Origin of the sequence: Haliea sp. (genome assembly GCF_040222615.1) — a bacterium.
Taxonomy (GTDB): domain Bacteria; phylum Pseudomonadota; class Gammaproteobacteria; order Pseudomonadales; family Halieaceae; genus Haliea.
Map to the genome: position 1 here is coordinate 1 of NZ_JAVKCQ010000209.1, position 22,269 is coordinate 22,269.

Below are 22,269 nucleotides of genomic sequence, written 5' to 3' on the forward strand. Positions count from 1 at the left end.
CCTTCTCCAACGCCTTCAGCGAGGTCATGCGCTGGTCAACCTCCTCCAAGATGGGTTTTGCGCGCTACGCTCCCGAGGACATGGACGTGTTGGGACAGCGGGTGCGCAAGGGCCAGATGGTGTTGATGATGCCGCACCTGAAGGACCATGACCCGGACTACTACGACCACCCGGAGCGTTTCGACGTCAAGCGCAAGTTCGACCCCGATGTACTGTTCGGCTACGGCCCGCGCTACTGCATTGGCGCGGCCATGGCCAAGCGCCAGCTGTATCTCACCATGGTGGAGCTGTTCCGTCGCTTCCCCAACCTGGAACTGGACGGCGAGCCGGAGCGGGACAATTCAGATCACAACGCCGTGGTATTCCGCGAGCTGCGGGTACGCACCAATATTGGCAAAGCATGAGACGTAAACCATGAGCAAACGTTACGAAAAGCCCATTCCCTATGGCTGGTACGCGATCGACTACAGCGACAGCCTGCAGTCGGGCGAGGTTCGGCCGGTCAACTATTTCGGCCGCGAACTGGTGCTGTTTCGCACCGAATCAGGTGCCGCTTCCCTGCTGAATGCCCACTGTCCCCACCTGGGAGCACACCTGGGCTACGGCGGCATCGTCAAGGGTGAGTCGATCAGCTGCCCCTTTCATGCCTGGGAATTCAATAACGAGGGCTACTGCACGGCCGTGCCCTATGCCAACCGCATACCCCCCAAGGTGGCGGAAAAGCAGTGCGTGGTCAGCTACCCGGTTATCGAGCGCAACCAGATGATCTGGGCCTGGTACCACCCGGATGGCACCGCTCCCCTGTTTGATATCGACGAGATTCCCGAACTTGCCTCCGGCGAGTGGACACCACTCGACACCTACGACTGGAAGATCAACACCATCATCCAGGAAACTGGGGAGAACGCCGCCGATCTCGCCCACTTTATTACCGTGCATGGCAGCCCGGCCATGCCCCAGGGCAGCGTTGCCATGGATGGCCCGCGCCGGGTGACCGAGTTCGACTCCCGGGCGCACGCTATTGACGAGCAGGGAAATGTGGACCTGAGTGGCGAGAGCCATGACGCTATTCACCTGCGCTCCGAGGGTCTGGGCCCGGGATTCACCTTCCAGCGCTTCTCCCGCATGTTTGATGTACTGATGATGGGTACCGTGACGCCGATCGACGACCAGAATGTGCACCTGCGCTTCAACTTCTCAGTGCCGCGCAAGCAGTCGGAGGACAATGGCATGCTGGCCCGGGGGACGGTACAGGAGATCGTGCGCCAGGTGGAGCAGGACATTCCCATCTGGGAGCACAAGGTGTATCTGGAAGATCCCGCCCTGTGCGACGGCGACGGCCCGATAGCCAAGTACCGCAAGTGGTTCCAGCAGTTTTACGCCTGAGCCCACGGGCCCGGGAAAGCAAGCTTACCGAAAGCACTCATAACAGAGGATAAAGTGTATGAATGAAAAACTAGCCACCACCCCAGGCGATCACTACAACTGGCCGATGCTGAAAATCCGCTATCTGACGGATCCGGCCAAGCTGGCCGCGGTGCTCCCCCCGGGCTTCGAGCCCGGCAGCCGCCCCGAAGTGACGCTCACCGTATACAACGTGCCCGTTAACGGTGAGCCGGAGCAGGGCCTGTTGTCCACGGTACTGTGCAAATACAAGGGGCAGGAAGGCCAGTTTGCGCTGGGCTATGCCATCGACAAGGAAGCGGAGATCTTCATCAGCCAGGAGAAGTTTGGCCAGCCCAAGTACCCGGCGGAGATCAAGTACTACCGGCTGGGTGAAGAAGTGGGGGCGCGCGTAACCCACCAGAATTACACCTTCCTGGAATTCTACGGCAAGGTGACCGACACGCTGGATAACGGCCCGAAGTTCGATGAGCACGAATTCTGGGTGAAGTATTCCCGGGCGGCGTCCTACGTGAAAACCGGCTTCGATTTCCCGCCGCATGTGGTCAATGTGGTTAGCAACTACGGCACGGCGCAAAAGCTGAAAGTGGAGGGCGACCTGATCCTGCGCGACAGCCCCTGGGACCCGCTCACCGAGCGTCTGCCGCCGGTATCAAAGCCGGAAACCTGGCTGTGGACTCCCGAGTTCCTGGGCCGCAGTGTGGACCTGGGTGATCCGCTGGACGCCGACGCATTCGAGCCCTGGGCCAGCACCATCGGCAATTCCCGCTGGCGCGGCACCCACGGTGGTCCTCTGCGGGACTAACGCAAGCACCTGCAGGCCTGCGTTGATGCTCCCGGAGGGTCAACGCAGCGCCGCAGCTCCCCCTCCGGCAGCGAGATCCGGTTCCCGCACGAGGCTGGTGCAGAGAAACCCCAGCAGCTCGTCGTAGCGACGCGCGGCGTCATACGCCGGGTTGTGCAGGGCGTTCAGGATCACGGTGTCTATCATGCCCACCGTCATCTCGGCGCAGAATGTGTGTGACAGGCCGGTTTTCAGCTCGCTGACGCTGGCCTCGTACAGGCGCAGGAAGTTCTCGTTCATCAGCGACAGCAGCGTCGCGCCGCTGGCGGGGCTGTTGCCGATACTGGCGATGGAATAGCGCGCGATCTCCCGCTCCAGCCCGGTGCCAGCGCAGAGATGCTCCTTCTGCCGCGTGATGACGTGGGTCAGGCGTTCCGGCAGTGTCCGGTAATCTGCGATCGCCTGGTCAATGGAACCCTCCACCAGCTCGAGCAGCCGGCTGACGCAAATGTCGAAAAGCAGTTCGTGTTTGGTGGCGTAGTAGTTGTAGAAAGTCTTGCGGGAGATACCGGCGCCGTCGCAAATGGCGTCGATGGTCATGTCCTCGATACCCTGATGCGCGATCAGCACCAGAGCTTCGTCGATGATGCGCCTGCGCAGGGCCCGCTTCTTGCGCTCCCTGAGCGTGGAGCGGGGCGTGGTCGAGGTCTGGGTCACTGTCGGCCAGCAAGGTCATGAGTTGTGGCAACCTTACACCAGTAAGGCCCGCCTGCGCCAATCTCAGGCCTGCGCGGCGTCCTCCAGCATCTCCCGGGCGTGAGCCAGGGATTGCTCGGTAATCTTGACCCCACCGAGCATGCGCGCGACTTCCCGCGTGCGCTCGTCCCCGACCAGCGGCACCATCCGGGTCCAGGCTGCGGTCTTGTCCGACGTCTTGCTCACCTGCAGGTGCTGGTGGCCCTGGGAGGCCACCTGAGCCAGGTGGGTAACGCACAGGACCTGGGTGTCCTGCGCCAGAGAGCGCAGCAGGCGCCCGACGACCTCCGCCACTGCGCCGCCTATCCCCACGTCAACTTCATCGAAGACCATGCTGGGCAGGGTACCACCGCTGGCGGTCACTACCTGGATGGCCAGGCTGATACGCGACAGTTCACCGCCGGAGGCGATTTTTGCCAGTGGCTGGGGAGCTGCGCCCGGGTTGGTGCTGATCAGGAATTCAACATCTTCCGCGCCCTGGGGGTGGGGGTCGCTGGCGTCACGCTTCGCGAGCGCCACCTCGAACCGGCAGTCGCCCATGGCCAGGGTCTTGAGCACCGCGGTCGCCTTGCTGACCAGGGACTTGGCGGCCCTGGCCCGCTGCTTGCCCAGGGTGGCGGCGTCGGTAGCGTAGCGCTGCTCCAGCTGCGACAGTTCCTGCTGCAATTCCTCAATGCGCTGGCCGCCGTGGGTCAACCCCGCGAGCTCCTCCTGCAGCCCGGCCAGGAACTCGGGCAGCTGCTGCGGCTTGATGCGGTGCTTGCGGGCCACGTCGTGGATCTGTTCCAGCCGCTTTTCCACTTCCGCCAGGCGTTCCGGATCGATCTCCACGGAGTCGATGTAGCGCTGGATCTCGCTGCGGGCCTCCTCGAACTGGATGGCTGCCGACTCCAGCAGCTCGCGGGCGTTGTCCGCCGCCTTGTTGGCGCCCGCGGCGCCGCGGATCATTTGCAGGGCATGGCGGGCGCCGCCCGCCTGCTCCTCGCACAGCTCCAGGGCCTGGTGGGCGCCCTGCAGGATCTCTTCGGCGTTGGCCAGCAGGGTCTGGTCCCGCTCCAGCTCCTCCAGCTCGCCTTCGCGCAGGTCCAGCGCCACCAGCTCCTCAACCTGGTAGGCCAGCAGCTGGGCGCGCGCACTCTGTTCGTCCCTGCTGCTGGTCAGCAGGGCCAGCTCGCGCCTTCCGCGCAGCCATTCCGAAGCGGTCTGCTCCACGCCGCGGGCCAGGGCGCTGTGGCCGGCAAAGGTGTCCAGCATTTCCCGCTGCACCGGTTTGCGCAGCAGTGACTGGTGCGCGTGCTGGCTGTGGATGTCGATCAGCAGCTCCCCCAGCTCTGCGCAATCCTGTACTGTCGACGCACTGCCGTTGATATAGGCGCGTGAGCGCCCCTCGCTGGTGACCACCCGTCGCAGCAGGCATTCATCGCCGTGGTGGAGGTCGCGGGAGCGCAGCCAGGCAGTCGCCTGCGGGTTGTCGCTGATGTCGAAGCCGGCGGTCACTTCGGCGCGTTCACTGCCCGCCCGCACCGCCTTGGGGTCCGCCCGGTCACCCAGGCACAGCCCCAGGGCATCCAGCATGATGGATTTGCCGGCCCCGGTTTCCCCGGTAATGACGGTCATGCCGCCCCGGAACTCCATGTCCAGGGCGTCGACGATGGTGTACTGGCTGATACTGATGTGGGTGAGCATAGAAAACCGCTGCAGGATTTGGACTGTTATACCGCAGATCCGGTACGGCATAAACATCAGCAGTGGCCGCGCTTTGTATTCCGCTGCCCCTGTGTTACAACCGGGACACGCAACAGCAGAGGGGAAGGTATGAGCTCGGCGGATTTGTCGGAACGCGCACGGATTATCCTCAAGGCCCTGGTGGAGCGCCATATCCGCGATGGCCAGCCGGTGGGGTCGAGAACCCTGCTGGAGGAAGCCGGCTTGCCGGTCAGCGCCGCCACCATCCGCAATGTGATGTCTGATCTGGAGGACCGCGGCCTGTTGCACTCGCCCCACACCTCGGCCGGGCGGGTGCCTACCGCCCAGGGTTACCGCCTTTTTGTCGATCGTCTGCTGCAGGTGCGGCCCATTGATGAGCGGGCGGTCATTGCCCTGCGGGAGCAACTCAATCCCGACAAATCCGCGACTGAGCTGGTGCAGACGGCCTCTTCACTGCTGTCTGCGATCACCGCCCAGGCGGGGCTGGTGACCGTGCCGCGACCGGATACCCACCAGTTGCGGCAGGTGGAGTTCCTGCCTCTGTCCGGGGACCGGGTGCTGGTGATCCTGGTGGTCAATGAGCGCGAGGTGCAGAACCGCATCATCCATACCCAGCGACCCTTCACCGAGTCCGAGCTGCGGGAGGCCGCGGCCCTGGTTAACCAGCGTTTCGCCGGGCAGCCGCTGAGCCGGGTCCAGAACCAGATCCTGAGGGAAATGGAGGAGGCGCGCAGCCGTATCGACAGCTACCTGCAGGCGGCCCTGGATCTCGCCAGCAAGGCGCTGGACCAGGAGGATCCCGAAGACGAGTACCTGGTGGCGGGGGAGTCACGGCTGTTGGGTAATGTCAGCCCCGAGGATCTCGGGCGGCTGCGGGAGCTGTTCGACGCCTTCGAGCGGAAAAAGGACCTCCTGCACCTGCTGGAGCGCTGCTCCAAGGCCAATGGTGTCCAGATTTTCATCGGCGAGGAGGCCGGCTTCGAGGTCTTCGGTGATTACAGCGTCATTACCGCCCCCTATAGCGACGGTGCCCGCACCCTGGGGGTGCTGGGAGTGATCGGGCCGACCCGCATGGCCTATGAGCGGGTGATTCCGGTGGTGGATATTACTGCCCGGATGCTGAGTTCCGCCCTGTCTCAGTAATTTCTCCGGGCGCGAGAGCGCCCCGGAAGCCATTCCAGCCCTTGAAATGCCCGCCGGCGTCCCAATATCTGCTGCAGGCAGCTGACGGGCGGCCCCTGTGGGCCCGCCCGTTACTCAATTCGGAACCGCCATTGATGGAGTAGAGACGTGGCTGAGAGCGAACAGAAAAAATCCGATATGGAAGACGCCCTGGCGGCAGAGCGGTCTGCGGCGGAGGCAGGGGCAGACAGTCCCGGCGCGGCCCCGGGCGACAGTGAATCCACCCCGGAGGAATTGATGGCAAAGCTTGAAGACGACCTCAATGCCGCCCGCGACGCGGCCCTGAGGGCCCACGCCGACGCCCAGAACATCAAGCGTCGCGCCGAGCAGGATGTGGAAAAAGCGCGCAAGTTCGCCCTGGAGTCCTTCAGCAGGGAATTGCTGCCCGTGGTCGATAACCTGGAGCGGACCCTGGCGGTCACGGCGGGACATGACGAGACGGTCAAGCCCATCATCGAGGGGGTGGAGTTGACCCTGAAGAGCTTCACCGATGCCCTGCGCAAGTTCAATATCGAGCCGGTCGACCCGGAGGGAGAGCCCTTTGACCCGCAATTGCACCAGGCCATGAGCATGGTGGAAAACGCCGACGTCGAGCCCAATACCGTGATCGCGGTGATGCAAAAGGGCTACACACTGAATTCCCGGCTGGTGCGCCCGGCCATGGTCATGGTCAGCAAGGCGCCTACAGCGCAAGAGTAAGCTCGCGCAGCCCTTGAATTTTTCCGCTCAGGGCCAATATAGAGAACAACTGACACAATCAGGCCGGCACTGCCGGCCCGTATGAGGAGACGAACACATGGGCAAGATTATCGGAATCGACCTGGGTACCACCAATTCCTGCGTGGCCGTGCTGGAAGGCGGCAAGGCGCGGGTAATCGAGAATTCCGAGGGTGACCGCACCACACCCTCGATCGTTGCCTACACGGAAGATGGCGAGATTCTGGTGGGCCAGAGCGCCAAGCGGCAGTCGGTCACCAACCCCAACAACACTCTGTATGCCGTCAAGCGCCTGATCGGACGCAAGTTCAAGGACGACGTGGTGCAGAAGGACATCAAGATGGTCCCCTACAAGATCATCGAAGCCGACAACGGTGACGCCTGGGTACAGGCCAAGACCGAGAAAATGGCGCCGCCGCAGGTATCGGCTGAAGTGCTGCGGAAAATGAAGCGCACCGCCGAGGAGTACCTGGGCGAGTCGGTCACCGAGGCGGTGATCACAGTGCCGGCCTATTTCAATGATTCCCAACGCCAGGCGACCAAGGATGCCGGCCGTATCGCCGGCCTGGATGTCAAGCGCATCATCAACGAGCCCACTGCTGCGGCGCTGGCCTATGGCATGGACAAGGCCAAGGGCGACCGCACCATTGCGGTGTACGACCTGGGCGGCGGTACGTTTGACATCTCCATCATCGAAATTGCCGAGGTGGATGGCGAGCACCAGTTCGAGGTGCTCTCCACCAACGGTGACACCTTCCTCGGTGGCGAGGACTTCGACATGCGCCTGATCGAGTATCTGGCGGCGGAGTTCAAGAAGGAGAGCGGCATCGACCTGCACAGCGATCCGCTGGCCCTGCAGCGCCTGAAAGAAGCGGCGGAGAAGGCCAAGATTGAGCTGTCCTCGAGCCAGCAGACCGAGGTCAACCTGCCCTACATCACGGCTGACGCGACCGGTCCCAAGCACCTGGTGGTCAAGCTGTCTCGCTCCAAGCTCGAGTCTCTGGTCGAGGAGCTGGTCAAGCGCTCCATGGAACCGGTGAAAGTGGCCCTGCAGGACGCCGGCCTCAGCCCCAGCGAGATCAACGATGTAATCCTGGTGGGTGGCCAGACCCGCATGCCGATGGTACAGAAAGCGGTGGCGGACTTCTTCGGCAAAGAGCCGCGCAAGGACGTCAACCCGGATGAAGCGGTGGCCATGGGCGCTGCGATTCAGGGCGCGGTCCTGTCCGGTGATGTCAAGGACGTGCTGCTGCTCGACGTGACTCCGCTGACTCTGGGCATTGAAACCATGGGCGGTGTCGCCACGCCGCTGATCGAGAAGAACACCACCATTCCGACCAAGAAGTCGCAGGTGTTCTCGACGGCTGACGACAACCAGACCGCTGTGACCATCCATGTGGTGCAGGGCGAGCGCAAGCAGGCGACACAGAACAAGTCCCTGGGCCGTTTCGATCTGGCGGACATACCGCCGGCGCCGCGTGGCATGCCGCAGATCGAGGTCACCTTCGACCTCGATGCCAACGGTATCCTCAACGTCTCCGCCAAGGACAAGGCCACCGGCAAGGAGCAGTCCATCCGCATCACCGCGTCCGGCGGCCTGAGCGAGGAGGAAATCGAGAAGATGGTTTCCGATGCCGAGGCCAACGCCGACGCCGACGCCAAGTTCGAAGAGCTGGTCAGCGCCCGCAACAGCTGCGACGGTCTGGTGCATGCGGCCCGCAAGACCCTGGAAGAGGCGGGCGACAACGCCACCGCGGAGGAGAAAGCGGCTATCGAGGCGGCGATCGCGGAGGCGGAAGAGGCGCTGAAGGCCAATGACAAGGACGCCCTCGACGCCGCGGCCACCAAGCTGACCGAGGCGACCGGTCCGGTAGCGCAGAAAATGTACCAGGCCCAGGCCGAAGCCGGTGCGGGTGCCGCGCAGGAAGCGGGCGGCGGTGCCGGCGAGCAGGCAAAAGGTGGCGACGATGTGGTCGACGCCGAGTTCGAGGAAGTGAACGACGACAAGAAGTAAGCAAAAGCGCTTCTGTCACACGGGGCGGAGTGCCGCCCCGGATGCCAATCTTGGCCACGCGGGACATAAGAGCCCGCGTCGTCATTTGCGAGGGTGCGGTTTAACGCCAGGCTGTTTATGTCAAAACGCGATTACTACGAAGTGCTCGGGGTCGAGAAATCGTCCGATGAGAAGGATATCAAGAAGGCTTATCGCCGGGTGGCCATGAAGTACCACCCCGACCGCAACCCGGACGATCCGGATGCGGATGAGAAGTTCAAGGAGGCCACCGAAGCCTACGACGTGCTGATGAACAGCGAAAAGCGCGCCGCCTACGACCGCTTTGGCCACTCCGGGGTGGACCCGAACATGGGCGGTGGCGGCTTCGGCGGTGGCAGCTTCAGCGACATTTTCGGCGATGTGTTCGGGGACATTTTCGGTGGTGGCGGGCGCGGACGCGGTGGTCCCCAGCGCGGCTCCGACCTGCGCTATACCCTGGATATCTCTCTTGAAGACGCCGTGCGGGGTACCACTGTTGAGATCAAGGTGCCCACCCTGGCCAGTTGTGAGGAATGTGATGGCTCCGGCGCCCGCAAAGGCAGTACGCCGGTCAGCTGTACCACCTGTGGCGGTGTCGGCCAGGTGCGGATGCAGCAGGGTTTCTTTCAGGTGCAGCAGACCTGCCCCACCTGCCGCGGTCGCGGCAAGATGATTGCCGACCCCTGTCCCAAGTGCCGCGGCCAGGGCCGGGTAGAAAAGCGCAAGACCCTTTCGGTCAAGGTGCCACCGGGCGTGGATACCGGCGACCGCATCCGCCTGTCCGGCGAAGGTGAGGCGGGCCCCGACGGTGGGCCACCCGGTGATCTGTTTGTGCAGATGTCGGTGCGCCAGCACCCCATCTTCGAGCGCGATGGCAAGAACCTGTTCTGCGAAGTTCCCATCACCTTTGTCGCGGCGGCATTGGGAGGCGAGCTGGAAGTGCCGACCCTGGATGGCCGGGTCAAGCTCAAGATCCCCCCGGAAACCCAGACCGGCAAGCTGTTTCGCCTGCGTGGCAAGGGCGTGAAGCCGGTGCGCGGCGGTGCGGTTGGCGATTTGTTGTGTCGGGCGGTGGTGGAGACACCGGTCAACCTCAACAAGAAGCAAAAGGACCTGCTGAAGGAGTTCCAGGATAGTCTCGGCCAGGGCGGGGACGCCCAGTCGCCGCGCCAGACCAGCTGGTTCGAGGGTGTGAAGGCATTTTTCGATGATATGAAGCCATGACCGTACGAGTAGGGATTACCGGCGCCGCCGGCCGCATGGGGCGCACTCTGATCGAAGCCATCAACCAGGCACCGGGCCTGGCGCTGGCTGCGGCAGTAGAGCAGCCCGGCAGCAGCCTGGTCGGGGCGGACGCCGGCGAGCTGGCGGGGCTGGGCAAGATTGGCGTGGCCGTATCCGGCGACCTGGCGGCGGTGGTCGACGACATCGACGTGCTGATCGATTTCACAGTCCCCGCGGCGACCCTTGCCAACCTGGCGCTTTGCGCCGCCGCGGGCAAGGCCGTGGTTATCGGGACAACCGGTTTCAGCGCCAGCGAGGATGAGGATATCAAACGCGCCGCCGCCCGTGTGCCGGTCTGCAAGGCCTCCAATTTCAGCACCGGCGTGAATCTCTGCTTCAAGCTCCTGGACATGGCGGCGCGGGTGCTGGGAGACGACGTCGACATCGAAATCGTAGAGGCTCATCACCGGCACAAGATTGATGCCCCCTCGGGCACGGCGCTGTCCATGGGCGGCGTGGTGGCGAACGCCCTGGGTCGCGACCTGGCCGAAGTGGCCGTGTACGGCCGCGAGGGCCAGACCGGCGCCCGCAACCGTGACACCATTGGTTTCGCGACCGTTAGAGCTGGCGATATCGTCGGCGATCACACGGTCATTTTTGCCGCCGACGGCGAGCGGGTGGAGATCACCCACAAGGCCTCCAGTCGGATGTCTTTCGCCCGTGGCGCGGTACGAGCCGCCGGTTGGCTGAACGGACGCGAGCCGGCGCTTTACGATATGCAGGATGTGCTGGGCCTGTAGCGGTCCGCGAACGGAGGAATACCCGCGTGAGCGAACACATAGTCAATATTGATGAACGCAACGCTGCGGCGCTGCTGATTGAGGAGTCCCACCAGCGCCCCGTGGTGGTGGACTTCTGGGCCGACTGGTGCGGCCCCTGCAAAACCCTGATGCCGCTGCTGGAAAAGCTGGCCAACGAGCATGCCGGAGCGTTTCTGCTGGCCAAGGTCAATGCCGACGAGCAACCCATGATTACCCAGCAGTTCGGCGTGCGCAGCCTGCCTACCGTGATGGTGATGCAGGATGGCCAGCCCGTTGACGGGTTTGTCGGCGCCCAGTCAGAACAGCAGGTGCGCGAGCTACTGGAAAAGTACCTGCCGAAACCGTGGGACGGCCTGCTGGACCAGGGCCAGGCGCTTATGGCGCAGGGCGATTTCAGCGCGGCCCTGGCACCCTTGCGGCAGGCGTTCGAGGATTCCCGCCAGCGGCACGATATCACGCTGGCCTATGCCCACGCCCTGGTGGAATGCAATCGGCTGGATGACGCCGACGGCGTGCTGGCAACGGTGAAGATGGCAGACCAGGACCCGGCCTGGGAGCAGCTGGTGGCGCAGGTCAAATTGAAGCGTGAGGCGGCGGTGACGCCGGAGATGGCGGCGCTGGAGCAGCAACTTGAGCTGGATCCTGAAAGCCACGATGTGCGCCACCAGCTGGCGGTGCAATACATCGATGCCGGCTACTATCGCGAGGCGCTGGAGCACCTCATTACCATTCTCCGGCAGGATCTCAACCACGCCGAGGGCGCCAGCAAGAAGACCCTGCTCGACACCATCGCCAGCCTCGGCAAGGGCGATCCCCTGGCAGTGGAGTACCAGCGCAAGCTATACAGCCTGCTGTACTGAGCATCCCTGTCAGAGCGGCCAGTTGAAGGCCACTGCCACATGGAAGCCGTCGTCCTGGAGGTCGCTTTCTGCAGGCTGCGGGACATCGTCATCGACGATCGATTCGGCGTAGAACAGGCTGAAGTGCAGGTACTGCGCAGGGCGCCAGCGGAATCCCAAGCCGATACTCCCCAGCTCGGCTGCCCTGTGGGTGGAGAGGCTGCTGTCGTGGTCCCAGCTGCGGCCGTAGTCCACGAACGGCACGGCGGTGATATTCCACCGGCCAGAATGCCCGTTGTTGCTGAACAGCGGAACTCGCCACTCCAGCGAGCCGCTGACCCCGCTATCGCGCACCAGCTGGTTCTCGCGAAACCCGCGCACGGAATAGACACCACCCAGCGCCATTTTTTCCACCGACAGTAGCGAATCAAACGCCTGCTGCCAGACGCTGCTGAAAACCAGCTGGCTGTCCAGCCATGCCAGGCGTCGCGCATACTGGACCTGGGTCAGGAGTACGGTGAACTGGCTTTCGGGAATGCGAGCGCCGGTTTCGGCCTGGCGGGTCGGAGAGGCATCCGGTATCGTCGTCGCACCGAACCAGTCCAGGCCGTAGCGCAGGCTGGCGCGCAGGGCCAGAACATCATCATCGCCGCGTTCGATCCACTCCGCTCCAACGCTGACATTGGTGGCTGCGATTTTGCCATCGCGCGCGCCCAGCGAAAATGAGAAGGGCCTGCCCAGCAGCCAGGTCTCGGATCGGCTGTGGTTCAGGCCGAGTAACAGCTCGACGCTTCGGTCGAGGCGGTCCACCACGGGATGCGACAGCGAGATACCCCAGGACTCGGTATCACTTTCGATATCGAGCTGGTCAAAGGGGGCTTCAATCACCTCGGACTCGCCCCGCTGGTAACCCAGCCAGAGCCGCGTGTCGCGACTGTTCAGGGGGCGCGTGTAGTCAATGTAGGCGTCTTTGAGGCCTTCGCTGGCGCTGGCCCTGAACGCCAGCCGGTCTCCGCGCCCGGTGAGGTTCAGGTGCTCCAGGGACACTGTGCCGCGCTCGGCGCCGACGCTGGGAGAGCGGTGATTGTCCAGCGCGAGCCCCAGCCTGACCGGTTTGGCCTCCTCGATTCGCAGCTGCAGGTCGGCTTCACCCGGGGCCAAACCCGGGATCAGGGAGGCGTTGATCTTGCGGATCATGGGATTGAGTTCCAGGCCGCGCAAGCTGTCCTGCAATTCATACACATTCAGCGGTTCGCCGATGCCGCGTCGCAAACGGGCTTCCAGGAATGCCGGCGCAAGCCGCCCGGGCGAAAGCCACTCGATTTTACTGAGCCCGCCCTCCACCGCCCGCAGGTTCAGTGTGCCCCGCTCGGGAATGTGTTCCGGCAACAGCACACCCGAATTGACGTAGCCTTCGTTGTAGTACAGCAGTGACAGCCGTCGCCGCAGTTCCTGCAGGTTTTCGGGCGACAGGGTCCGGTGGGCGAAGGGCTCGGTTATCTGTGCGATTGCCGCGGGAGAAAGCACGGTATTTCCCGTTAGCACAATGTCCGTGACCTGCATGCTGCTGACGCCGGGCAGTATCTCCGCGCTGTCTCCCTCGGTTTGCTGCGGCCGGGGCAGTACTTGTTGGTGGGGGCGGGCGGCGGGCTTGTCGGGTGGCAGGTCGAAGGCCGGCTCGGCAAAGCTGTCTTCCGAGTCCGCGAAGCCGCGGCCGACGTTGTCGCCAAAGGAGGGGGCCGGGGCGCCGGTCTGCGGCTGTGACTGGGCGAATGTGCCAAGCCCGAGGCTGCAAATGCCGATGAGGACCGCGGCGAGTGGCCTGGCCACTGTGCGTCGCGCCACCACGGTCAGAGCAGGTGCTGGCATTTGGCCTCCATTCCCCGGGCATCCCGGTGCTGTCCTGCGTTGGCCCCGGTGTAACCGGCCGAGCTTGGCTGCCGGGCTTGCCTGGTCCCGCCGGGTCTGAAGCCGCCGGTGAGATAGCCGTCATAGGTTTCTGCGACCACTCCGCCACCGACGATCACCAGGCTGCTGGCATCTTCGGGACTTACCGCGCAGCGGTCCTGTATCAGGTCGGTGGCATCGAGGATGTCCACATCCAGCTCGGAAACCGCAGCGCTGATATCCTGCTCGGGTGCATTGATCTCGAGACTGCCCGGTGCGCCCAGCGTCGACGTCACCTGGAAGATGGAGCGGGCGTCACGCAGGAAGTTCTCGGCGTTGATGTTGATCAGGCCGCCGTTGCCCGCATTCGCGCTTGCCGACAGGCCGCTGTTGCGCACGAACACCAGGGTGGCCGGCGCGAGCGGGTTGCCCAGCGTGATGGAACCGCCGTTGCCCGCTGAGTCGGAAGACTGGGAACTCGCGGAGATGAACACGATGCCGCCGGAATCCAGGTCGCCATCCAGGCGGATATCGCGACCGAAAATGTTGACGTCGCCGCCTCCGGCGTTGTCCGACGTGCCTTCGATCCGGGCGAGGCGCAGACTGACTTTGTCGGCGGCCAGCAGGATGGTCCCCGCGTCGCCCGAGCCTACCGCGGAGGTCTGGATGAAGCCGCCGCCCTCGAACTGCAGAGTGTTGGTCGCGACAACCCTGACGTCACCCGCGGCGCTGGCGCCCAGGGAATTGCTGAGCAGCTCGGTATTCTCCCCCGTCAGAAGGATGTCTCCGCCACTGGTGAGAAAGATGCTGCCGGTGACGCCTTCGCCTGCCGTGGCTGTCTGGATCGAAACGTTGTCCACCCGGATCGACTCACCGGCGGCAACTGACACCTGGCCGGCGGGCGACCGGCCGGTGGCGTTGCTCTGCAAGGTGCTTTCACTGATTTGCAAGGTTTCTCCGGCGTCTATGAGAATCTGTGCAGGTATATCGTCCACGTCATTGGACCGGGTCGTGGTCGCCAGGGTGGTTCTGTCAATGCTGACAGTCGCTGCAGAGATCAGCAGGAAACCGGCTGCCCCGTCCGCGGCGGCGACACTGTCTATGGCTGCGCCCGACAGGGACAGACGGTCCCGGGCGCTGAGGGAAATAATGCCGGCATTGCCCGAGCCGACAGACGAGGTCGACAGTGTTGTCGGCAGCGGGGATTCTATGGCGATTGTGGCGGCATCCAGCAGCACGGCACCGGAGTCGCCGGGGCCAACGGTGAAGCTGGACAAGTCATGCTGTCCCCGTATCACCAGGTCGTCCACGGCCGAGATGAAGATGGTGCCTCCCGCGCCGGCACTGGTTGTCACGCTGCTGATGCTGGTTGTTGCACCGTCCGTGCCTGGCTGGTTCAGTTCCACCCGGCGACCACTGAGCGAAACGATGCCACCTTCCCCGACAGCGGAGCTGTCCCCGAGGCTGTTACTGCTGATATCGAAGCTGCCATCCAGGAGCAAATTGCCGTCGGCAGCGATAAATATATCACCCCCCTGCAGGTCGCCGCCGGTTCCCGTCGAGATGGAGGAGGTTTCCCCGGTGGAAATCAGCGAGATATCACCCGCTGAAAACAGGCCGATTGACGCTCCATTGCGCCCGGCGCTGGTGACCCCAAGGAGGGTCGTATTGATCATTGTCAGGCCACCCGCACCGGCCTGCAGATTGATCGAGCGCTGTTCCACCGGGTTCAGGCCCGCGGAGAAAATGTCGCTGTACTCGGTTTTGATACGGGCACCGGCAAGCAGTATGTCCCCCGAGCCCCCGCTGCCGCCGCTGATGCTGGCCAGGTTGGCTCGGGCGTCGGCTGAGCCCGTGAGCATCAGGTCGCCCTGGACATTCAACAGCAAATCACCCGCCCGGTTGAGCTGGGTGCTGAAAGCCAGAATCTGCCCCTGCTGCAGGAGAAAGTTCTCCATTGGCAGAGACGCGCTGGTGCCGAAGAGGATGTTGCCGGGGTCACCGGTGGGCGCTCCCAGGTCCAGATTGCGGCTGGATACCAGGCCCCCAAACTGTGCGTAGTTTGGCGTGTCGACGAGAATGTCACCGGCCTCACTCCCGCTTGCGGTGCTGGTCCGCAGTACCGAGTCCAGCAGTGTCACGCCGCCGGTGGCGCGGATAGACACGGGCACAGGCCGGGTGGAGGCGGCTGTCTCAATATAGGAATTGTCAATGCTCAGGTTGGCCGCCAGCACCGCAAACCTTGAGACCGGGGCAATACCGGAGTCCGACACGAACAGGTTGCTGTTTTGCAGCTGAATGCTGCCCAGCGCGGTATCCCGCTCGGCGGACAAGCCACTGGGCAGGATGTTGTTGTCGAGAGATACGCTGCCGCCAACCCCCAGGGCCGCCAGCCGAAGATTGAGGGCCTGCATCTGGGTGCTGTCGTCAGGGGCGAAGAGAGCAGTGGGGTCGAAGGCCGTCGCCACGTCCCCGGTAAACCGGATACCGGCAAGCTGCGGGTCGATGCTGGTTCCGACCAGCGTCATGTTGGACAGGAACAGCGGGGTATTGGCGTTCGCGGCGTCGCTGGCTGTCACGGCTATTCCCGCTGGGCTGACATTCGCCGGCAGGGCCTGGCGGTCCAGAAAGCCGAAGGAGGTGGGTTCGGCAACGGACAGTATCGAGCTCAATACCGGTTCGTGGGAGTAAAAACTGTCGCCGTTGGCAAAACCCAGACGATTCGCTGTAGTCAATACGAAGGTGCTCTGGGCATCGAAGGCCGCCCCGTCGCCAATGATAATGCCGCTGGGATTCAGCAGCCACAGCGCGGCGCTGGTAGGACTGAGTACGCCGGCAGATGCTCGGCGAACCTGCAACGTACCGAAGATTCCAGAAGGCAGCTGCCCTGTCACCCGGGCAACAATGTGCTCAATGCCCGTGGACTGGTGTGTGAAAGTCGCCATCTCGCCCTGGCTCACGCCAAAACTGGCAAAGCTGTGGAACAGGTTGCTGCCAGCAACCTGGCCATCTTGCTGGGTGATCTCGAAGTTGCCCGCTTTCATGGTGCCGGGGAGGTTTGGTCCAATCGTGCCGTCAAATACTGCATCAGCGCGAACTCCGGGCCCGGTCAGGCCGCTGACCAACAGGGCGCTCAGCAGACCGATGCAGGCCGGGCGTCGAACAGCCGGTATGCCCTGGGGTGTCGACGAATCTGGTCTGTGGATCATCTGTTGCGTCCTCGTTCCCGGTTCTAGAGCCAATTTCCGATCAGCAGGAACGGAGCCCACTGACTCGGATGCGGATGCCTGCCACTTCGTATCAGCTGCAGCTGCGCGAGCTGCAGACTGCGGGCCTTCGACTCTCTCCCGGCGGCCAGTGAGGCATAGAACTCCCGTATGATCTCTACCGTGGACTCGTCATCCACCTCCCACAAGGTCGCCAGGGCACTGCGTGCCCCTGCCTTGAGCGCGACACCCGCCAGTCCGAGAGCTGCCCGGTCATCACCCGCGGCAGTCTCACAGGCGCTCAGCACCAGCAGTTCGAGCGGTTCACTGGTCCCTGTCCGGGCCTGGATATTGCGCCCCAGGTCATTGATCTGCAGCCTGTCGTCATAGGTCAGAAGGAAGGAATTGTCGTAACTGTCGGCAAATTGTCCGTGAGTGGCAAAGTGCACGACGCTGTAATTCCCGCTTTGTAGCTCAGACTCTACGCTGGCGAGGGTGAACGACTCGTTCTTCAATACTCTGGCCCCAAACAGGCCCTCCAGCGCCATCAGTTCACGGTTGACGCCCGGCAGGGCGGGGAACCCCTGGACCGATTCCGATAGCCCTCCGACCAGGGTCGCGTAGGAGCGGCCGGCAAAAGGCTGGGGATCAATGAGGGTCAGCCCCGGCGTGGTCGCTACCGCATAACGTTCGATGAGAAACGCCTCGCCGTCGTGCAGGGCAGCCAGCGGGATGGTGCGAAGCGGCCCGTCGGGAACCACAACCAGGGTATCGATACGCTGCCGCTGCAATTCGGGCTCAAGCGGTCGGATCAGCAGATCGTACAGGCCTTGTGCCTGCTGCAAATAGTCGCCAGTGCCGGTGTTGACCTCGATATTCAGGCGAAAATCCCTGATCAGTGCCACCAGTGCATCGCGGTCCACGGCGACGGAAATTTGCTGGATACCGGATTCCGTTGTCAGCAGCAGCTCCAGGCGGTTTTCCAGCATAACCGGGTAGAGGACAACGGTATTGACCGCCAGCTGGTCGAGCAGCACTTTCTCGTCAGCCAGGCACTGCTCGCCAAAGTAGTCCTGAACCTCGGCCAGCTTCAATTCCTCCAGTGCCGCCCTGGTGTCGCTCAACAGGTCCTGTTTTTGGGCACTGTTCTCCAGCCCGGCAGTCTGTCCCAGCAGGGCATCGGCATACTCGTAATAAAGCGGCTTGATGATTTCTTCGAGAGTGTCTGGATCGTAGCTTTCCAGGCTGCTGCGCAGTTTGCGCAGCGAAACAATCGCACGCCCATAGGCTGCCAGCGCCGAGTCCGACTCCCCCATCTCGGCGAACGCCCGAGCCAGAATCCACTCCCATCGATACTCGAGATCCTGCGCATTCGCCTGGGCGGCGTCGTTCAGTGCCGCCCTGGCATAGAGCAGCGCTACATCATGCTGACGATCATCTGCGTACAACTGCGCTATGTTGCCCTTGCCCAGGGACAGATTGCGCCGGGAGACAGAGGCATCGTCGGCAGCTTCCTGCAAGAGCTCCAGCGCCGCCAGCCGGTAGGTCGCATCCGCTCCCCATCCGTTGACCGCGTCGCGATACAGTGCGGCGAGTGCTATACGAAGCGGGGCCGTGGACGGTGCGGCCGATTGCGGTAGCAGCTGCGAAACGCGCTCCGCTTCATCGAGCGCGGAGCCCAGCTGCCCGTCATCCAGCATGGCTCTGGCAGCATTGATTCGATAGCTCGCCTCGGCAGCCCCGCCGGCGACGCGCCGGGCGGCGGTCAAGAACTGCGCAATTGCGCCGCTCGAATCGCCCCTGCGCAGGCGAATGACAGCGGCATCGTTCAGCATGCTCGCCTGCAACTCGGGCGGTAGCCTGGATTCCAGCGCCAGAGCCGAGAGTATGCTGGTCTCCGCGCTTTCCAGATCACCGGTTTGCAGCTGCAACAGTGCGCGCTGGTGATACAGCTGCGCGGTCTCTGCGGGTCCAGTGCCCTGGCGGCCGGCAAGTCGGGCCTCCATTGCCGTCAGCGCGGACATGGCCTGCGACAGTTTGCCCAGCCGGCGGAGCAGATCAATTCGCAGCAGCGCCCCTTCAACCTCGGTGCCGGTAATCCCAGCGGAGGCCGTTGCGGCTGTTTCTTCCAGTAGCGCCAGGGCCTTGTTCAGGTCGCCTCCGGCGGCGAGTGTCTCTGCCCGACGCAGCGTATCCTCGTATGCCGCACTGGCCACGGTGCTCGCCGCCAGCGCCAGGCACAGGCAAAGGCACAGGGCCAGTCGCCCGGCGCCGCGCCGGACTGCACTCAACCAGTGATTCATACGCTATACACCATTTGTGGTGGCCCGCAGACAAGTGTTTCAGGGTTCATTGAGATAATCCCTCGCCTCGATCTTGCCCAGCTGCGCGGCGCGCTTGAAGTATGGCGCTGCCTGGTCGGGTTGCGCCTGCTGCAGATAGAGGCCCGAATCGAGAATCCGTGCCAGGTTGAACAGCGCATTGCGATCTCCCTGGTCCCCGGCAGCTTCCAGCAGCTCCAGGCCGGCATCTATATTCCGTCCCAGGAGCTGTCCTTCGAACAGGTAATTGGCCAGTATTGTCTGCGCAAGATAGAAACCCTTGGCGGCGGACTGCTCCAGCGCACGTATGCCCTCGCGCCGTTCAGCGTCTGTCTGCGCTGCGGCCAGGACCAGCATGGCATAGTGGTATTCGGCGAAGGCGTTGCCACCTGTCGTCGCTTGCCTGGCGTAATCCAGGGCCATGGGTTTATTCAGCTCGCCGCCCCAGCCGGTGTCGTAGAGTTCGCTGACTACCAGCTGGGCGCGATTGTCGCCATTGTCGGCCTGTTGTTTCATCGTCTTGAACATCTCCGCATCCCCGGTCAGTTTTACCTGCAGGATGTCTGCAAACACGCTGTCGGGATAGTCGGCCAGGAAGGTTGCCTCTGCGGTGGCGAGCCCGGAGTTGACGGCGTCGTGGAAGGCAAAGAACTCCTGCGGCGGCGGTGTCGCCAGCGTTTTTGCCGGAACGGGTCTTTCCTGTTCCGGGGACGCGGTCCCGGCGGCGACAGCAGTGGCCGTTCCGGTGCTGGCTGCGAGTTGGCTGGGTTCAGTATAGTCTGCGGTCGGCGACGGTGCTTGCTGCCCCGCGAACCAGATCAGCCCGGCGAGAGAAAGGCACAGCAGAGCAGCGGCCAGGTTACGCGGCCGCAACAGGGTGGCCCTGCTGGTTCCGGGTTGGGGCGCATCGGCGGCCGGTGTAGGCTTCGCAGCGCCAACCAGAGTTGTGTCCTCCTGGTTTGCCGACGGCGGTCGTGCACGCTGTGACGGCATACCCTGAGGCCGCGCTGAACTCAGCTGGGCAATGGCTGCCTGCACCTCGTCACAGTCAGCGAAGCGCTGGTCGCGTTCATAGGCGAGCATGCCGTTCATCAGCGGCTGCAAGTGCAGCAGGTTTTCCGGCAGCCGGGGCACCTGTCCCTCTTTGCGCTGCAGCGAAAGTTCTGCCGGTGTCTTGCCCACAAACGGCACCTCGCCCAGCAGCATCTGGTACAGCAATATCCCCAGGCTGTAAATGTCTGATCGCCTGTCCAGACTGTAGCCCATGGCCTGTTCGGGACTCATGTACCTGGGTGATCCGATTATCGATTCCACCTGGGTGATTTCTGTCAGGTCGCCTTCACCATGCACCGGGCGCGCGATACCGAAGTCCGTGAGCACGGCTTCACCGGACTCCCGGAACAGTACATTGTCAGGCTTTATGTCCCGGTGAATGAAGCCTTTCTGGTGCGCGAAGCCCAGCGCCGAGGCAAGCTGCCGGGTGATCTCCAGAGCGCGCTGCTCGCCCAGGGGCGCGCGCATTCGATTGCGGAGGTCGCCGCCGGTAAACAGCTCCATTGCCAGGTAGAAAACACCATTGCATTCGCCCACATCGTATACCGGGACAATATGGGGATGCGACAGGCCGCCAACAATTCGGGCCTCCCGCAGGAATCGACGCCCAAACTCCGGAGTGCGGGCAAGCTCCCTGGAAATGACCTTGAGCGCCACGCGCCGTTCAAAGCTCTGCTGGATCGCAAGGTAAACCCTGGCCATGCCACCAGCGCCCAGCAGGCGTTCAACGGTATATCCAGTGATCTCGGGGGTGGTTTCTTCCATTCGTGTAGTCACCTGATACCCGTTGCCTGGCTAGTTGACGAAAACCTCCAGACGTCGATTCAAACGGTGGTCCGACTCGGGCAGTGATTCACCGGGGTACTTGGGTCGCGCCTCGCCGGCACCGACAACCCGGAGTCGGCCGCTGAGTTCGGGAAACTTCGCCTCCAGAATGTCTCTCGCCGTTTCGGCACGCCTTTCGGAGAGGGTCAGATTGTGGTCCCAGGCTCCGCGAATATCAGTGTGTCCCTCCAGGGTGAACGTTCTTCCTTCATATTCCTTGCTGGCCAGAACACTGCCCAGCTCTTCGATATTGCCTCCGGTCAGATCGTCCATTTCGACGCTGTCCAGCTTGAAGTTGATAGGTATGCGAATCATGGCCCTGTTGGTTCTCGCCGCGTTGCCCTTGTTCTCTATCTGACTCATCGCCAGCAAGCCAAACTCCTGGCTGGCGAGGCTGCGTTTTATCGAGTCACTGGAGATGGGCGTCTCGCTCAGGCTCAGGTCGAGGTCGCGGGCGCTCTCGCGTATCCAGGAAGGCGGATTGGAGTGCGCTGCGACGGCGCGTTCGAGCATGCTCAGGGCCTCGAAGCGCTGACCGGCCAGCGCCAGCACCGTGCCGTAGCGCGCCATGGAGACTGCTGCCTGGTCCTGAGTGCTGGCATGCACGACCGCTTGTTCATAGGCAGCCAGGGATTCCTGCAGATCCCGCTGTCGCAGGTAGGCGGCCCCCAGTAGATGCCATGCGGCATAGGAGTCGCATGCCGCGACAGATTTGCGCAGCCACTCAGCTGCCTGGCCAAAGTCCCCCGACGAGCCCGCGTCGCGGGCAAGGCCGTAGTAACGCTTGCCCTCATCGCAGACGATGTCCGCGCTGCTCGCCTGCGTGGCTCCGGCGAAAGCAACAGCCGTGAAAATGGTGCTGATGAGGTGTCGCTGCATCATGAACTCCCCCCTGAAATGCTTGTGATCTCAGGCCTGTTCGGCAGTCTGCCAGGGTGCCTGCTGCAGCGCAGGGCCGGCCAAGTTATTTTATTGCCGAGAACAGTTCTGTGAGTGGCCGTTAACCAGAGAACATTGATTAGAGCTGCTCAGAAAGTCATTGTCAATTCTCCGGCTGGCCGTGCTGTCAGGCAGGACAAAGGAGGCTCCCCGCTTGAGCCCTGTCGCGGTGTTCTTGAGGTCGGGGTTCTTGTTTTGCGCCGCCGGAATCGTTAAGGTACATGCTCTCGCGATGAAAAACATACCCAAAGGTCAAAACCGGCATGACAAAGGCTTTCAGTGCAGTGGCCCGGGGGGGCGGCAGCGGGCGGCGAACACACCATCAACGATGGTATGGGCCCGGCGCTGGCCCACGCCCGGGGGTGGATCGGGATCTGTCTGCCAGTATCGAGTTGCCGGCCGGTCCCCACCGGACAGCAGGGCTGGCAAAACGTTTGCTGGCGGCCGATCCCGATTCTGTCCCGATTGCCGCTGACCTGAAGGCGCGAGCCCTGCGTATGCTTGCCAGCAAGACCCACGGCCCCAAGGTGTTCCGGCAGGATCAGTGAAACGGCGGCCCCGGGTCGCCATTG

Annotated in this window: 17 protein-coding genes; 10 read left to right on the top strand and 7 right to left on the bottom strand. The window is 63.2% G+C overall.

What is annotated here, in order from left to right; translation table 11 throughout:
- The 3 genes from RJQ10_RS16340 to RJQ10_RS16350 form a co-directional block, all read left to right on the top strand.
- Nucleotides 1-404 (top strand): cytochrome P450 (locus RJQ10_RS16340; protein WP_350148446.1); only part of this gene is annotated, 404 nt, incomplete at its 5' end.
- Nucleotides 405-414: 10 nt separating this feature from the next.
- Nucleotides 415-1,386 carry an aromatic ring-hydroxylating dioxygenase subunit alpha gene (locus RJQ10_RS16345; RefSeq protein ID WP_350148447.1) on the top strand — a complete coding sequence of 324 codons (972 nt, stop codon included), beginning with the start codon at nucleotides 415-417 and terminating at the stop codon, nucleotides 1,384-1,386.
- A 58-nt stretch (nucleotides 1,387-1,444) separates the two neighbouring features.
- Nucleotides 1,445-2,209: an acetoacetate decarboxylase family protein gene (locus RJQ10_RS16350; RefSeq protein ID WP_350148448.1), complete on the top strand. Its 765-nt coding sequence runs from the start codon at nucleotides 1,445-1,447 to the stop codon at nucleotides 2,207-2,209.
- A 39-nt stretch (nucleotides 2,210-2,248) separates the two neighbouring features.
- Here the strand turns inward: RJQ10_RS16350 and RJQ10_RS16355 are convergent, their stop codons facing one another.
- Both RJQ10_RS16355 and recN read right to left on the bottom strand, forming a co-directional pair.
- Nucleotides 2,249-2,905 (bottom strand): TetR/AcrR family transcriptional regulator, encoded by a 657-nt coding sequence (locus RJQ10_RS16355; RefSeq protein ID WP_350148449.1) that lies wholly within the window; start codon nucleotides 2,903-2,905, stop codon nucleotides 2,249-2,251.
- A gap of 63 nt (nucleotides 2,906-2,968) precedes the next feature.
- Complete coding sequence (recN, locus tag RJQ10_RS16360; protein ID WP_350148450.1) at nucleotides 2,969-4,630, bottom strand: DNA repair protein RecN; 1,662 nt, start codon at nucleotides 4,628-4,630, stop codon at nucleotides 2,969-2,971.
- A gap of 129 nt (nucleotides 4,631-4,759) precedes the next feature.
- Between recN and hrcA the strand changes: the two genes are divergently transcribed.
- From hrcA to trxA, 6 genes are all read left to right on the top strand, one after another.
- Nucleotides 4,760-5,794 (top strand): heat-inducible transcriptional repressor HrcA, encoded by a 1,035-nt coding sequence (gene hrcA, locus RJQ10_RS16365; protein WP_350148451.1) that lies wholly within the window; start codon nucleotides 4,760-4,762, stop codon nucleotides 5,792-5,794.
- A 147-nt stretch (nucleotides 5,795-5,941) separates the two neighbouring features.
- Nucleotides 5,942-6,532, top strand: a complete 591-nt coding sequence (gene grpE / locus RJQ10_RS16370) for a nucleotide exchange factor GrpE (RefSeq protein WP_350148452.1) — start codon at nucleotides 5,942-5,944, stop codon at nucleotides 6,530-6,532.
- A 97-nt stretch (nucleotides 6,533-6,629) separates the two neighbouring features.
- Entirely contained in the window at nucleotides 6,630-8,564 is a 1,935-nt protein-coding gene (gene dnaK, locus RJQ10_RS16375) for a molecular chaperone DnaK (protein ID WP_350148453.1), read from the top strand.
- A gap of 117 nt (nucleotides 8,565-8,681) precedes the next feature.
- The gene (gene dnaJ, locus RJQ10_RS16380) at nucleotides 8,682-9,806 is read left to right on the top strand and encodes a molecular chaperone DnaJ (protein WP_350148454.1); all 1,125 of its coding nucleotides are present in this window, start codon (nucleotides 8,682-8,684) and stop codon (nucleotides 9,804-9,806) included.
- The gene (dapB, locus tag RJQ10_RS16385) at nucleotides 9,803-10,606 is read left to right on the top strand and encodes a 4-hydroxy-tetrahydrodipicolinate reductase (protein ID WP_350148455.1); all 804 of its coding nucleotides are present in this window, start codon (nucleotides 9,803-9,805) and stop codon (nucleotides 10,604-10,606) included. The genes dnaJ and dapB overlap by 4 nt, the downstream gene beginning before the upstream one ends.
- Nucleotides 10,607-10,632: 26 nt before the next feature.
- Entirely contained in the window at nucleotides 10,633-11,487 is an 855-nt protein-coding gene (gene trxA, locus RJQ10_RS16390) for a thioredoxin (RefSeq protein ID WP_350148456.1), read from the top strand.
- A 9-nt stretch (nucleotides 11,488-11,496) separates the two neighbouring features.
- Here trxA and RJQ10_RS16395 read toward each other — a convergent pair whose 3' ends face one another.
- From RJQ10_RS16395 to RJQ10_RS16415, 5 genes are read right to left on the bottom strand one after another with little or no spacing between them, the layout of a single operon-like run.
- On the bottom strand, nucleotides 11,497-13,335 hold the full coding sequence (locus RJQ10_RS16395) for a ShlB/FhaC/HecB family hemolysin secretion/activation protein (RefSeq protein WP_350148457.1): 1,839 nt from the start codon (nucleotides 13,333-13,335) through the stop codon (nucleotides 11,497-11,499).
- Entirely contained in the window at nucleotides 13,317-16,562 is a 3,246-nt protein-coding gene (locus RJQ10_RS16400) for a two-partner secretion domain-containing protein (protein ID WP_350148458.1), read from the bottom strand. Before RJQ10_RS16400 ends, RJQ10_RS16395 begins: the two co-directional genes overlap by 19 nt.
- 23 nt (nucleotides 16,563-16,585) lie before the next feature.
- Nucleotides 16,586-18,862 (bottom strand): CHAT domain-containing protein, encoded by a 2,277-nt coding sequence (locus RJQ10_RS16405; RefSeq protein ID WP_350148459.1) that lies wholly within the window; start codon nucleotides 18,860-18,862, stop codon nucleotides 16,586-16,588.
- Nucleotides 18,863-18,901: 39 nt separating this feature from the next.
- A complete protein-coding gene (locus RJQ10_RS16410) occupies nucleotides 18,902-20,698 on the bottom strand; it encodes a serine/threonine-protein kinase (protein ID WP_350148460.1) in 1,797 nt (598 codons plus the stop codon).
- 30 nt (nucleotides 20,699-20,728) lie between these two features.
- Complete coding sequence (locus RJQ10_RS16415; RefSeq protein ID WP_350148461.1) at nucleotides 20,729-21,640, bottom strand: OmpA family protein; 912 nt, start codon at nucleotides 21,638-21,640, stop codon at nucleotides 20,729-20,731.
- A gap of 419 nt (nucleotides 21,641-22,059) precedes the next feature.
- Here RJQ10_RS16415 and RJQ10_RS16420 point away from each other — a divergent pair, with 419 nt between their 5' ends.
- On the top strand, nucleotides 22,060-22,245 hold the full coding sequence (locus RJQ10_RS16420) for a hypothetical protein (RefSeq protein WP_350148462.1): 186 nt from the start codon (nucleotides 22,060-22,062) through the stop codon (nucleotides 22,243-22,245).
- Nucleotides 22,246-22,269: the final 24 nt, after the last annotated feature.